We start from the raw sequence: 14,560 nt of genomic DNA, 5'->3' as shown, positions 1-14,560 counted from the left end.
ATTTAGAGTTAAATCCTGTCAATGTTAAATTGTTTAATGTTGTACAAGTTTCTAATCCAATTAATCTATTAGAATAATTGGTTGCCAAAATTTCAATTTTTGGAAAATTGGAAGATTTATAGTATCCTTTTTGTTGTCAGCAAATCCCAAAAACTTTAGATTATGAAGGCTGTTAATAATTTTAATGTCAAATTTGGTTTCTGGTAAATGTAATCCATCTATAACCTCTGATATTTCTTTTAAAAATTCTATGTTATCTAACGAATAACCTTGAAAACAATTGATTGTAATAGATTTTGTATTTCCATCCAAAATATATTTTATGCAATCGTCTAATCTTGAAGATTCGATTATTAATTTTTTTGAACCGTCTAAATCATTCTGAAATTTAAATCCGTCTATAATGTCTGTTGTCATATTAAAATCCTCCTAATTTTTTTCCAGGTGAAAATATTAAATTATAAGTGGGCGAGAAAGGATTAAAACTCTTCGGTCCCCCAAATTGCATCATAAAAATATGCTCTTGAATAAATGCATCTTTTGCTGTATTAGCTGGAATAAAAGTACTATTAATTATTTTATCGCCAAATGTATTTTCTATTCTATTAATAGATTGTAACATCCGGCTATATGGTCCTTTTCCTGCATAGAACATATTTGTATTACCCATTCCTTCAAATTCTAACAAGTAGGAGCCAACGGGTTTTAAACCCTGAGAGCCAACTAAATCAAGTGGGTTTTGCACAGGTCTAATATTAACTTCCACAATACCCATACCGTCTTTTATTGGTGTAGTTGCAGCTGGCGCCACTGAAGGGTTAGTGGATGGAGCTGGACTGGCGATTTTTGAGGTTAGAACTTCGGTTTTTATACTTGCCGCATCATCTATTGTTGATACTCCAGTTGCTTGCATGGTACTTACAGGCGCAACGGCTGCGCGAGGTGCAACACCAGTCCAAACGTTATGTCCCTTCGGTGTCATAAGACCTCCAATAGATGCACCTAAAATGCCTCCAGTAATAGCGCCCATAACAGCACCTCTAACTACTCCATCCCAAAAATTACCACTCCCGCCTGGAAGAATACTACTAAAGCCACCTGAAAAAGCACCGGCAGCCGTACCAGTAGCAATACCCGTAATAGCACCACCCAAAATGCCCCCGGTAATACCTAAACTAGCCAATGCGGGAGTGATTGCGGCCGTGACAGCAATTCCAATTCCTGCAGAAACCACACCTATTGCAGCCCCACCGACAATACCAATCCATGTACCGCTACTCTTGTAATCCCATTTAAGGGGGTTCCAAGTTCCATTCGCTTGTGCTCCACCAATATATGCGCCCACCAATGCCGCGCCAATTATTAATAATGGAATAATTTCACCGCTTGGGTCGGAATATAATAATGGATTATTCAATACATACCCATACCTATTATAAGACTGTGTATTGTATGGATCCTGAACAAAATTATCCGGCATCAAAAACCGATGCACTACAGGTTCGTACAAACGTCCGTTCATGTGCACCAGTCCAACACCCAATAAATGTTCGTGACCTGTATAGCCTCTATCAAAGACTCCAAATTTGGTCAGCGCAAAGTTGTTGCCATCTGTTAACTTTTGCCAGTACGCCAGCTGGCTTCTTCGCTAAAAAGCCAAACCCTTGGCTTTTCTTTACGCTCGGCCCTCCCACGCATCAAAATGCCGCTTTTCTTTAAAAGTGCCATCTTTATCGGTAATGCCTATAATACTGCCCAAATAATCACGGTGCAAATATAAGTATTGCTCACTCGTGCTGGTAAGCTGTTCAGAACGCCATATTGCGGGAACGGAATAGGCATCTCAACTCCTATAATTTATGAAAATATTATTATTGGTGTTTTGTTTTTCACATTGACTTTGTAATTATTTTTTTAGTCTAAATAGATAAATCTAAAATTGATAAAGCTTCTTCAATTGTGTAATACTTATCATGAACCATTTCGTTCTGTGCAAAATGTTCAACAAGGTTGACGATTTTCCTTTCTCTCTTTGAAAGTTTAAAATCGATCAAATCGTTTGATAATATCATTGCTTCGTGGCCTAAGATAATCCACCTGTCATTCTGTTCGATTTTGCCTGATTCAATTATTTCGCAGCCAGAAAGATATATTTTGATAATATGGTTAAAATCTGACTCATAAAAACATGATTTACTTATAAATAAATTAACCATTCCAGTTGGACGTTTTTTTTCAATTTCTCCACGCCAATTTATTTCCAAGTCATATTTATTTATGGTATGACTCAATTTTTCTTTCAACAAATTGTAACATCCATAATTCTTTTTTAGAAATAAGTATACATTTTCCGTATTTGGACCACTACGGAATACTGAAAGTCCTAACTGCCTTAGAATTAAAGCCAATAAAATAAAACTACTTCTGTTTAAGCAAACTAATTTCATTTACCACAATTTTAAATTTATGTAATACTGAGCTTGGTGACCTGGTGTGGCGCATCATGGCTAATGTAGAGCTTGGTGTCGTGATTAGTGTTTGGGTCTCCGTCTGTTTCCATGTGCCTTAAAGCATAGCGTGCTACCAATCCTCCCATGCTCATACCCAAGACCACGTTTTTCTCTGTGCTTGCATTGAGTGCCTTTCGGGCATTTACCCAAGCTATAACGGCTTCTACCATATAAGCGTTGCGCTGTATATAATCTGTACTATTGACAAAGTTGACGAATACAAGATCATAGCCCTCGTTTTCAATTGCTTGATTTAAAGTAAGTAAGGGTTGACCAGCACTACTAATTCTAATATCAATACCACCTGCTCCATCTTCATTTATTAAATCATCGTAATCAAAACTGTTCTCTGGGTCAAATCCTTCTATCACAATTAAAGGTTTATCAAAAATTCCATCTGTGTCAGCGGTTTCAACAGTAATTAATCCTGAAGCGGTTGCTCCTTGGTAAACTGCACCTGTAATAAAATGGGTTGTTGCGCCCGTTTTATCAAACCTTGCTTGACCTGTTGGTGGTATATAATTTACGTATATTTTGGAATGGCTGTACAGCGTAGGGCCTCCACTATAAACAAACTTTACCTTGAGTTCCTTTTCACCTCCTGATGTATAGCTAACATTTTTAACAGTATTTAATGAAACCGTTTGATAACCGTACCCATCATCAAAATCCACTTGTATTTGGCTCAATGGTAAATTTGTGTTTGTATAAACCAATGCACTCGGTAATTCAAATGAAAAGGTGTCGCCTTGCAATTCGCTTATTAACGGTGAAACTCCAAAAATAGTTTTGGTATCATAAGGATTACGACCAGCCACATCAGAGATATGGTCATTATTAATAGTAACATCGCCATTGCTTACGGCATTACTTTTATATTGTTGGTAGGTATAATATTGCGCTGCAAATAACACATCAACAGTAATACTTCTTGTTTGTGGTTTTAGAGTACTAAAAACAGTAGCAGGAGCCAGCATAGAAGCCGCTGCATCTCCGACACGCATAGAGTAGAGTGAATTATAAAGTGATTGCCATTGTGTTTTATCAACAAGATTATTAGAGTTTATAACGCCATTATAAGCCTCAATTTCATTGAAGCGCACTCCAAATTCTTTAAGATACCCAGTAGTGACTTTAGCTTTATCTATATTCCCGAAAATATGGGACATGCGATTGTAATAATCTGAGGTTTGCGAAAAAATTACTGAAAAAGAAAATAGAACAAGTAATAATGAAAGTAATTGATTCTTCATAAAATTTAGATTTTAGGTTAACTATAATATGCTTTTATGGTATATATTTTAGATCGAATCGACCATTGGTAATCCTTATAGTGTCACATCCTTCGGTAGTTGTTGAGAATTCGAATGTCCCCGAAACTATAAAATTAACTTGATCGAATTTGGATAAAGTAAATAAAACCCTCAAATGTATTTTCAAAATCGTAATTGCAATTAACGTTATTATCTAATTTTTCGTAAATTTTGCGATATAGACAGGATAGTTTGTTAAGTCATAAGGAACATTTATGTTTAAAGGTTCCTCTATATTTATAGTTATATCTTTATCTGTTATATTATTTTCGAAACCCCCACCCAGTTGTAAAACGCCACCCTGATATATTGCAGTTAACTCAATTGTATTGCTAACAATTAAGGGCTCTCCATTTATCAAACACCCAAAAGTGTTTTCTCCTGTTTGTGTCATTGGCGGTAATTGGCCAATTGGGTCAGTTGGAGCATCGTCATCATTGTTGCAGCTTGTGAAGGTTAAAACAAACAAGCATAACAATGGCATTGTAAATAGAAATAGTTTTTTCATGAGATTTGGTTTTTTTATTTATTTCTTCAATTTATTGATTTTTTATATATAGTTATGGTTTTACCATAATTAACATCATTGTAAAGTGATTGCCATTGTGTTTTATCCAAAGATTACTAGACTTTATAACGCCATTATAATCCTCAACTTCATTGAAGCGCACACCAAATTCTTTAAGATATCCGGTAGTGACTTTGGCTTTATCTATGTTACCAAAGACATGCTCCATACGGTCGTAATAATTTGAATTTTGCGAAAACCCCATTAAAATTGAGCAAAAGAAAAACAGTGATAGTAAATTTAATTTCATAGTTACAATAATTAATTAATGTTAGATTTTACTAAGTGTTTACTTGTTAAGAAATATATTTGAGGTCGAATCGTCCATCAGTAATTTTTATTGAATCCGTACAATCTTCCGATACAGATTGAAATTCAAATGAACCTGAAACAATAAAATTTATTTTATCTAATTTCGTTATCTTTAAAAACCCTGTATGAGATTGATTTGTAAAATAGAAACAATTCTCTTCATCATTATAATATTGCCCCTTCATTAAACTATTATTATTCAAAATATAATTTTCATTTTCAATAATCATCTCTCCAATTGATGTTTCGCTTATAAACATACTCACTTCTGAGAAAAAACCGTTCAAATCTTTCTCCCCACCAATTGATAATCCTCCACCTTGATAAACAGCAACTTGTTTAGTATTATTCGTAACAACGAAAAGCTTTCCGTTAACCAAACACCCAAAAGTATTTTCCCCTGTTTGGGTCATTGGCGGCAATTGGTCAATTGGGTCAGTTGGAGCATCATCATCATCATTGTTGCAGCTTGTGAAGGTTAAAACAAACAAGCATAACAATGGGATTATAAATAGAAATAGTTTTTTCATGAGATGTGGTTTTTTAATGTTTATTAAAGTTAAAAATAAATGATTTGGTAAAAAGATTGAGCTATGGTATATATTTCATATCAAAACGTCCGTTGGTTATTCTAATCGTTTCACAATTATCAGTAAACGTTGAAAATTCAAATGTCCCTGAAACAATAAAATTATCTCGTTCTATTTTAGAAAAATTTACATATCCTTCATATGAATTATCAAAATCATAATAACATGATCCCTGCTCAACATCTTCACCATTTCTTGCCTTGCCAATGAGACTATAGTTATTATTCTCTACTAATGGATCTTCTCGGATTAAAAAGGTGCCTCCTGCAACGAACTGAATAAACCGCCTTGATATATTGCCGCCATCTGAGAACTATTAGTAACTACTACTGCTTTGCCATTTAAAAGAAATCCAAAAGAGCTTTCCCCTGTTTGTGCCATTGGAGGCAATTGGCTTATAGGGTCAGTTGGATCATCGTCATGATTGTTGCAGCTTGCGAATGTTATGACAAACAAGCATAACAACGGCATTGTAAATAGAAATAGTTTTTCATGAGATTTGGTTTTTATTATTTTTTAAAGTTATTGAATTTCATATTTATATAGTTACGGTTTTACCGCAATTAACATTATGTTCCTGTTTATATGAGGATTGGATAGGTTTATCAATATGATCCGTAGTATTGGAACCGTTGTAATTTTGAAACCATTTGATGAAATTCTTACCATTCCATTATACAACTAAGGAAATGACACTCGAAATTATTATATTTTAAACCAAATATATGGTTATCAATTACTTATGTATATAATCTTGTGTAAATCTAAAATAAATCTTTAAATGTTTTTTTTTATTTATGAACTTTTAATACAAATTGTATCTTTACAAAACCTAAGACAAATAAAATTTGTTTTTAAATCGTTCTTTTTGACTTTAGTGTACAATCAGGTGAACATCTACAGTTAATAGTGTTTTAAAATTTTGATATACAGGGTGTTATGACTTTTTAATTAGTCCTGCCACCCTGACGAACCTAGTAATCTGTCAAACTAAAACACTGTTAATCGTATAATTATCAGTGTTTTTTTTACTTTATAAGTTATCAGTTCAGAGTATTTAAAATCGACTATAGGTGTACAATGGGGTGTTCCTTTTCCTACCGGAATTCTCGTATAGTTGTCGGTCTCTAAGAGTTTTTAGAACTATCTATTAAATACGTATCTATTTCATCTATTTTTTAGGCTTCGGTTTTGATTTTGTTTTAGCTGCTGTGGTTTTTGGTTTTTCTTTTACAGCCGTCTGGGACTTCAATTTTTTCCTCATCCCGCTCAGCGCAGTCCTCAATTCGCTGATTCGAGCTTCCAAATCTTTGCTCGGCTTATAACCCTCACCATCTAAATCAGCCTCTATATTAAGCGATAGGATTAAAAAATCAAGATGCTCCAACTCTGCCGTTTTTTTGGCTACAGAGCCAGCCTTTTGCCAAACTTTTTTGAAATTTTGAATGACCTCATCCCACTTTGTTTCAATTTTTCCATCTTCAATAATCAAAAGAAGACAGAGATCAATATTTAAAAAGGCAATCAAATCCCAATAATTAAGGTCTTCGGACTCAGATTTTTCCTTTAATTTATTTTGATGTTCATCAAGTAGTTGTTGCGCTTCTGAAATAGATCTTAATTTATATTTTTTCTTATCTACCGTAAACTCACCGCCATCTTTAATAGCGCCATTGAAGACCAACAAGCAAGCGAGCTCAATGGCATTGGAAAGAGAATAAATTTTGTTTGAATTAAAATCGTGCTTATAGGCTCTCTCATAGTGGGAAATCGAAGATTTGTAAGCATCGCTCCGTTTTTTAGAATCCGGAGCCAACATGGCTAGTCGTTTATACGCGCTTCCCATAAGATTGTGACGTTCAGCCGTCTCTCCAGCAAAAAGTAATACAGAAAGATCACTGATTACACGTTCTGTTTTTGTGTAGGCCTCTTTTTTGGAAGTTGACTTGGTTTTTTCATTTTCGAAAATATCCCTGATGTACAGTTTTGCTCTTGTGTTGCAATATTTTTCCATACAAGAGAAGGAGAACTCTGCATTTTCCATTTTTAGCAGCTCTTCATAGTTTTCCGTGGCTTCCAGATACATAGCAAGTTCCTGATAAATTTTGGCTACTCTCTCTATAATTTGCGGAGTTTTAAAAACATCTCGTTCCACTGCCTTCATTATAGTGTTCAATTCTGCCAAATGATCCTTATCTGCACTTGTGGCCATTTGCAATTGATTTAATAGGTTATCCAAATCGATCTCGGCTTCCTGTGGAACGATATAACTTGGCGACCAAGAACCTTTTCCTCCCGAGATACCTTTCAGTTTAAAGTACGGATCTCCATAACATTGATAGGCTCCCCACGTATTATTGCCAGGATGTTTTTCATATATGTAATTGCGGGCATTTTTTACGGCATCTCCAAAATTATCTCCTGAGAACATACTGCTATAAAAAACTTGGGCAAAGTCTAATGCTGCAGCATCATTAACGGCCCAGCCGGCAGCAATTACGGCTTTCACACCGATGCTTATTAATTGGGTACCAATGTTTGCCGCCAGTTTGTAGCGTTCGCGATAAAACCGTTCATCCTCTGAATTACTATACCCAAGATGACAGCAATTTACAAAAACAAGTTCGGGTACCACAGGCATCTGTTGAATCTCAAATACCGTAAGGAATAGCTCCTTCCCGATAACCATGCCTGAATTTTTTGGAAATTTTGGGTTAAAAACTCCGTGTCCCGCCAAATGTATAATTGTATAATCATTGCAGAAAAAATTCTTGATAATACTTTCTGCGCCTGTCCCTATGAGAGATGTTGTAGGGTAACCTACATTTTCCAAAGTCTCCTTGACCATCATTCCTTCTTCTTTGGCACCTGGCAATTGAGAAATAAAGCCATCTAATATAGGATCAGCTATTACCAGTGCCCCTTTTTCGGCAACACGTTTGATATTTATCCTGTAGTCTTTGGTGGACAACTGCCGTATCATCCCTGCATTAATACAAAGTGGTTTGGCATTGGTCGTGTTGTCTTGTAGAAGTTCCCAAGGGTAGGATGCCGTTTTGCCATCGAGTATCCAAGAGATATTCCCTTTTCGTTTCAATTTCTCTTTTAAATTATTGGGGATCAATAATTCGAATAGGGTTTTTGCAGTGCAGGCCGACCATTGGTTGCTGCTCGAAACTTCCGATATAAACAAATCTATCAACGGCGTACTGCTGTAGAGCTCGTTTTCTTCTTCTCTGGAATCGCCAGTGGAGGAACCAAACACCATACTTGATGGAGCACCAGTTTGCTCGTTGGCCTCTTTGTACTTAATGGTGATCCTGTTCCACCAACCCTCTGCATTATCCAATGGTGTTCTTTTCTGGATACCCAATAGATTTTTGATTCGTTTGTTGCCGATAATGATGTTGTAGGTTGAATTTTCCTTATTAGCTATTTTGTTGAGCGCATACATACAGTTTAGGGCTCTGTCAGCATAAAGTTCAATAATTTCGATATTTTGGACGGTTCTGTAGCCTTCATCGGATAACATTTTTACTTTGTCATTGGCACGGTTTACCCCTTCAATAATGGCTTTTAGGGAACCTGCAACCGTAAGGCCTCCATATGCTGAGGCTATTGTTAAGGAGGAAACGCCGATGCCTTTTTTGGGAATATCCTTGCCACGGATGCTCAGCAGATAGTTTAACACCCCTTGTTCCACAGATTTTGAAAGTTGAAAAGAGGTCAGCTGATCCTGTTCCCCAAGCCCTACTATAATGGCGCCTTCAAAGTCGCTATCCTTGGCACTGCCAAATATGGCATTGGTGCCAATGTCGCCAGGATAAAGCCCCAATCTGTGTTTTGAAGTAAGGCTGCCGTTAAGGTAATTGTCTACGGACTTTTCTGCATAGAGCACGCCGTCGTTCAAAAAATGCCCTGCCATAATCGGATATGACGCGTAGCGCAAATCGCCATTACTAACGGTAACTGTAACTGGTATTTGACTTCCAACAGGTTCATTGTCATTGCCAAGACCAAAAATAGTTTTTTCCAATCCGCTTTGGGAAAGATCAAAATCGATATCTGGTTCTGCCCTGAATATTTTTTCTTCTCCTCTTAATAAAGGTTTTGTATTGCGGAGCAGTTTGGTTTGTCCGCTAACAAGTATTTCATCTATGGCATTAAAAAGATCCGGTTCATTGGCCAGGGCGCCGTGGGTTACTCGAGAGTAATAAACGGCATTGGCTTCAATTAGCTGTTTGGGAATACCAGACTCCCAAGTTACACTTTGATCACCTTCACTGGTATATAGGAAATACAGCTGTTTTTTTGGAGGAATTTCATCGAGATAATAACCACAAGGGGTCATTTTATCCTTTCCGGCAATGTATACCATACTAGAATAATCTATTTCATCTCTTTTAGTTAATATATTGTCCCGGTAATTTTTAAAATAGTCAAGATCAGATTGAAGGGGTAAAGGCCAGTCAGATTTTCCAAAATACTTCCGCATATTTTCCCATGTTTCCATTTTCGCGAAATCATTTTTGGGGTCTGTCGATAATGGTAACAAGGCCAAAATACCAGGAAATTGCGAGAACATTTTAAGCAAATTTTCTTTAGTATGGAAGAGATCCAGTTTGCTTAACTTTTTGATGATGGCATCCTCCCCAAATAACACTGAAGGAATTCTAAACGAACCCCCAAGTGGCGACCCAAGAAAAAGCATTCTAAAGCCTTTTGAAGCCTTTAAATCTTGCCAGGTATTATCGTGATTAAGAATAAAATCTCGAGCCAATAGCCCGCCCATGGAATGCCCAATAATCTTTATGGGCTGCCCTACTTTAAGCAAACTTTTAATTTTTGTATTGAATTCACTCGCACATTCGGGAAGTGGTTTTCTCCAGTCAAAAGGATAGACTACCACATCATATTTGCCCGACAACCATTTATAAAGTTTGTAATACGAGGTCTTCACCACAGAATCAGCAACAACCTTGTTCACATTGGAATACCCAAGCTTAATCAAACCACCGGTAAGAATACGGCCATAATGGAGCCAAATTTCCTTGTCTTTTTGTGTGAGATTGGAACCCATAATTCCGGGCAACAACACCACAATCGGTTTTGTGCCTGAAGGTGGGGACGTGGAAGGGTACAATTCACCAGATTCTATAAGAGCCCTATCGCTTCCAGGAATTTCATATTGTGCTATACATTTAAACCCCGGAATGAGTTCACCTTCCGCTGTCTTTAGCACCAACTCTATCGCTTCCCTAGTTTTATCATTTTCGAAGTATTTCACGTGGTTGACTTCAGTGCCTTGATCAAAGAAATATTGGATATTATCCTTGCGCTTTGCACCCAAATACATAGAATCTGTATTTACAACCAAATCATTACGTTGCCAGTAGAACAACTTTCCGAGGATTACAAAAAGCCCCTGTCCCGAAAAACTTACTCTCCCGTTTCCTGAAATTACAGCTAATGGTTTGCCGTTAATAGCGGTTTCCGGAGATGGGTCGTTTAATATTTTTATAAAGGGCGATTCTGGCCTTTGGGCCTCCAAGCCAGGAAGTACATTAACATCATCCTTGCTCTCAACGGCTGCGGAAAGCAGTTCTTTTAAAATATCACCAAATGCGCCACCTACTAGGGTTATCAAATTAAAAAATACGTTCAGGATATGGTCCAACCGTTTTGAAGCCAGCTTGGTTCCTGCAGCCGGGCAGCCTACCCTGATAAATTTGGCGACGGTTATTTTTTTATCCTTAAAAATTTTGTTGAGCGCCTCTATATTCTCAATGTCTTCTTCCCGATCACCTTCTTTTTCCAACAATGCAATGTGGTCGCTATTAAACCCGATGGAAGATTCGTCATTGTTATTACTGTATTTATTGAGAATATCTCCAACAATGCCGCCCCTGGAATGGGTAAGCATATGCACGACAGAATTATCGGGAAGCATTTGGGCAAGTTTCACAACGTTCAGCAAAGGGCTTTCGGTAAGCGTTCTGTGCTGAAAAGCGAGTACGTTTTGTCCGAAAAGTTGATGTAGCGTATTCCAAGCTGGGGAAGCCTTTAAATCACAAAATGCCCCGAAGGTATCTGAATTGGTGCCATGGATAAAAAGAAAAAACGGATTGTTGGAAGGTTTTCCGTCAAAAGTCCCGAATTTAAAATCCTTGTCAACGGTGAACAACCCTGCACCCGTAGCCAAAAAGTTTTTAGGGATCACGGCGCTGTCAATTTCATTTTGCAAATGTTTGTCTTCCAATTTTTTTGAAAGATCTACCACACCTTTGCCAATGGCCTTCTTTGCAAATACTTTTAAAAGCTTTACCGCAATTTTACCAACAATTCCCCGTTCTGTTGCCGGTGCTTCCACAGATTCAGGCAATACAAAAATTTCGGGCTGCATATCACGGCTACCGGGAGGTTTTAATGCCGGATCGAGCTCCGGAAAAACCTCATGCATGGTTGAGGCATCACACATCCAAGTTGTGCCATCATCAAGAACCAATTCCAACAACTTGTCATTTTCCGCTAATTCTATTTCGTGTTGATTGGAAACATCCCTATTGCTGGCTTGTAAATTATAAACAACAACGCCTTCTTCGTCGGTTTCTTTTTTGCCATAAACCACAAGTTTTTTGATCGGTTCCATAATATTGGTATTAGGTTGGTTTAAAAAATAGTTCTGTCTTATTAAAAGATATAAATTCGAGATTTCAAGACTCAAATCCTATAATTTAAACGGACACAAAACGTCCCGTTAAATTACTGAATTTAACTTTAAAATACTGACTACAAGATGATTATTTAGTATTTCACTATGGAAAAAAGTTTTTTATTTGACACTTTTTGAATTTTTATGTCAACTGGGGAAGCAACCAGAAACAGATATTCCGTAAAACATTGTCACTTAAAAATTGAAAATAATTGACCATAACGTTCGAAAAAAGCGCTGATGAACTATGACGAAAGTCATATGGGCCCGCCTTGGCTTTACGGAACGAAATCGCTATTTTTGTTGAAAAATCTCACTGATCTGGATGGATCCTCTCTCAGGATAAAAAATAGACGTCTGATTTGAAAAGAATTTATAAATATTCGTTGCACACTAGCTGGGAAATTAACCCACTGCAACTACATTAGTAGAGCATTATGTCAAAAAAAACAACCAATAAAGGCATTTACATTGCCACCACCGAACCCAACATCGGTAAGTCTATTATTTCTCTAGGATTGATGCAATCCCTATTGGGGAAGGCTGCCAAAGTAGGTTATTTCAGACCTATCATTGATAATTTTGAACCTGGAAAAATAGACAACCATATCAATACCGTGTCAACATATTTCAATTTGGATATCACTTTTGAAGATGCTTATGCATATACGCGAAGTGAGGTTATCCGGAAAAAAATGAAGACAAGGACGATGAGATCATAGGTAGGATCATTGATAAGTATAAAGCCCTTGAAGAGCGTTTCGATTTTGTCTTAGTAGAAGGTACCAGTTTTATTGGCGAAGGTTCTATCATGGAGTTTGATATTAATGTGTTGATCGCCAAAAACTTGGGTGTGCCTGCTATTATTATTGGAGGCGGAGTTGGTAAAACATTGGATGAACTTGTGGGAAATTTACAAATGGCTTTTGATTCCTTTAGAGACAAAGGAGTTGAGATTCTGTCCGTAATCGCCAATAAAATAGAACCACAGAACCTGACATTGGTAGTTTCTGAATTGGAAAAATACTTGCCGTCTGATGTGATCGTAAACGCAATTCCGTTGAATTACAGTTTGGCAAACCCGTCCATTAAGGAAATTGTAGACACCTTAGACGCAAAGATACTTTTTGGTGAAGCTTTTATTAACAATCAAGCGGGCAACTTTAGTGTGGGAGCAATGCAACTGCGTAATTATCTGATTCATTTAAAAGAAAATGCCTTGGTCATTACACCAGGGGACAGGGCGGACATTATTTTAGGTGCTCTGCAGGCCAATATTTCACACAACTATCCGTCCATATCTGGTATAGTACTTACTGGAGGGATCATGCCAGAAGATTCAATTCTCAAACTCATTGAAGGGCTTTCAGATGTTGTTCCGATTATTTTGGTGAACGGAGGAACATTTTCGGTTACGAATAGCCTTGGGAATATTAAATCGCAGATATATGCTGAAAACACTGAAAAGATAACCACTTCCATCAAAGAATTTGAAAAATATGTCAATGTGGAAGCTTTGGTAGAACGTCTCATTACCTTCAAATCAAAAGGCATTACACCTAGAATGTTCCAGTACAATTTATTCCAAAAAGCAAAATCAAACAAGAAACATATTGTGTTACCCGAGGGACTGGATGAGCGCATTTTAAGAGCCACAAAGCGACTCGTTGATTTGGATGTGGTTTTCATTACCCTGCTAGGGGATAGAATTGCAATTGAAGAAAAAGTAACAATTTTGGATATTGGCTTGGACTTGAACAAGGTCAACATCATCAATCCTATTGAGTCTGTGTATTTTGAAAGTTATGCAGAAACATTGTTTGAACTTCGGAAACACAAAAACGTCAATCTTGCGATGGCTAAAGATTTGATGGAAGATGTATCCTATTTTGGAACCATGATGGTTTATAAAGGTGATGCTGATGGTATGGTTTCTGGAGCCGTGCATACCACACAGCACACCATCCTTCCTGCGCTTCAATTTATAAAAACCAAACCAGAAGCTCCTATTGTTTCCTCCGTATTTTTTATGTGTTTGGATGATCGCGTTTCTGTGTATGGCGATTGTGCAATCAATCCTAATCCTACCTCAATGCAATTGGCAGATATTGCCATTTCATCTGCAGGTACCAGCTTGGTTTTTGGCATTGAGCCAAAAATTGCGATGCTATCTTATTCTTCGGGTACTTCAGGGGTAGGAGAAGATGTGGAACGCGTAAGGGAAGCCACAAAAATTGTAAAGGAAAAAAGACCTGATTTAAAAGTGGAAGGGCCTATTCAATATGATGCAGCGGTTGACGTCAAGGTAGGCAAATTAAAGCTTCCAAATTCTGAAGTTGCAGGACAGGCCAACGTCTTCATTTTTCCTGATCTTAACACAGGAAACAACACCTATAAAGCAGTACAACGAGAAACAAAAGCCTTAGCCATCGGACCGATAATACAAGGCTTAAATAAACCGGTCAACGATTTGAGTCGCGGCTGCACCGAAGACGATATTTATAATACCGTAATTGTTACGGCAATTCAGGCACAAGGCATCTAAATTATAATCA

At 37.1% G+C, this 14,560-nt stretch carries 10 protein-coding genes and 1 pseudogene; 1 reads left to right on the top strand and 10 read right to left on the bottom strand.

The genetic code is table 11. From position 1 onward, the window contains the following. Positions 1-60: 60 nt before the first annotated feature. From A9996_RS04600 to A9996_RS04560, 10 genes are all read right to left on the bottom strand, one after another. Positions 61-417 (bottom strand): hypothetical protein, encoded by a 357-nt coding sequence (locus A9996_RS04600; RefSeq protein ID WP_066431483.1) that lies wholly within the window; start codon positions 415-417, stop codon positions 61-63. Position 418: 1 nt separating this feature from the next. Continuing rightward, complete coding sequence (locus A9996_RS04595; RefSeq protein ID WP_262510701.1) at positions 419-1,594, bottom strand: RHS repeat domain-containing protein; 1,176 nt, start codon at positions 1,592-1,594, stop codon at positions 419-421. 325 nt (positions 1,595-1,919) lie between these two features. After that, the gene (locus A9996_RS04590) at positions 1,920-2,447 is read right to left on the bottom strand and encodes a hypothetical protein (RefSeq protein WP_066431477.1); all 528 of its coding nucleotides are present in this window, start codon (positions 2,445-2,447) and stop codon (positions 1,920-1,922) included. A 17-nt stretch (positions 2,448-2,464) separates the two neighbouring features. Further along, entirely contained in the window at positions 2,465-3,763 is a 1,299-nt protein-coding gene (locus tag A9996_RS04585; protein ID WP_146608914.1) for a lipase family protein, read from the bottom strand. 214 nt (positions 3,764-3,977) lie between these two features. Then, positions 3,978-4,331: a Riean_0653 family protein gene (locus A9996_RS04580; RefSeq protein ID WP_157487179.1), complete on the bottom strand. Its 354-nt coding sequence runs from the start codon at positions 4,329-4,331 to the stop codon at positions 3,978-3,980. A 52-nt stretch (positions 4,332-4,383) separates the two neighbouring features. Further along, positions 4,384-4,641, bottom strand: a complete 258-nt coding sequence (locus A9996_RS04575; protein ID WP_146608915.1) for a hypothetical protein — start codon at positions 4,639-4,641, stop codon at positions 4,384-4,386. 46 nt (positions 4,642-4,687) lie between these two features. After that, a complete protein-coding gene (locus tag A9996_RS04570) occupies positions 4,688-5,233 on the bottom strand; it encodes a Riean_0653 family protein (RefSeq protein WP_066431459.1) in 546 nt (181 codons plus the stop codon). A gap of 61 nt (positions 5,234-5,294) precedes the next feature. Further along, positions 5,295-5,543: a Riean_0653 family protein gene (locus A9996_RS21115; protein ID WP_487246416.1), complete on the bottom strand. Its 249-nt coding sequence runs from the start codon at positions 5,541-5,543 to the stop codon at positions 5,295-5,297. Next, positions 5,543-5,764, bottom strand: a complete 222-nt coding sequence (locus tag A9996_RS20200; RefSeq protein ID WP_066431457.1) for a hypothetical protein — start codon at positions 5,762-5,764, stop codon at positions 5,543-5,545. Before A9996_RS20200 ends, A9996_RS21115 begins: the two co-directional genes overlap by 1 nt. Before the next feature lie 700 nt (positions 5,765-6,464). Next, positions 6,465-11,942, bottom strand: a complete 5,478-nt coding sequence (locus tag A9996_RS04560; RefSeq protein WP_066431451.1) for a CHAT domain-containing protein — start codon at positions 11,940-11,942, stop codon at positions 6,465-6,467. A gap of 500 nt (positions 11,943-12,442) precedes the next feature. Here A9996_RS04560 and pta point away from each other — a divergent pair. Beyond that, positions 12,443-14,550 (top strand): annotated as a pseudogene (gene pta / locus A9996_RS04555) (phosphate acetyltransferase). The last annotated feature ends 10 nt before the right edge of the window (positions 14,551-14,560 follow it).

This window comes from Gelidibacter algens (assembly GCF_001678675.1).
GTDB lineage: Bacteria > Bacteroidota > Bacteroidia > Flavobacteriales > Flavobacteriaceae > Gelidibacter > Gelidibacter algens.
The sequence above is the reverse complement of the archived record's forward strand: the minus strand, read 5'-3'. Positions and strand labels throughout refer to the sequence as shown.

What these genes read in the sequence shown, in the direction of transcription:
- A9996_RS04575 (WP_146608915.1), bottom strand. Translation starts at nt 4,641, where the DNA reads ATGAAATTAAATTTACTATCACTGTTTTTCTTTTGCTCAATTTTAATG.
- A9996_RS04600 (WP_066431483.1), bottom strand. Translation starts at nt 417, where the DNA reads ATGACAACAGACATTATAGACGGATTTAAATTTCAGAATGATTTAGAC.
- A9996_RS04570 (WP_066431459.1), bottom strand. Translation starts at nt 5,233, where the DNA reads ATGAAAAAACTATTTCTATTTATAATCCCATTGTTATGCTTGTTTGTT.
- A9996_RS04560 (WP_066431451.1), bottom strand. Translation starts at nt 11,942, where the DNA reads ATGGAACCGATCAAAAAACTTGTGGTTTATGGCAAAAAAGAAACCGAC.
- A9996_RS20200 (WP_066431457.1), bottom strand. Translation starts at nt 5,764, where the DNA reads ATGCCGTTGTTATGCTTGTTTGTCATAACATTCGCAAGCTGCAACAAT.
- A9996_RS04590 (WP_066431477.1), bottom strand. Translation starts at nt 2,447, where the DNA reads ATGAAATTAGTTTGCTTAAACAGAAGTAGTTTTATTTTATTGGCTTTA.
- A9996_RS04580 (WP_157487179.1), bottom strand. Translation starts at nt 4,331, where the DNA reads ATGAAAAAACTATTTCTATTTACAATGCCATTGTTATGCTTGTTTGTT.
- A9996_RS04585 (WP_146608914.1), bottom strand. Translation starts at nt 3,763, where the DNA reads ATGAAGAATCAATTACTTTCATTATTACTTGTTCTATTTTCTTTTTCA.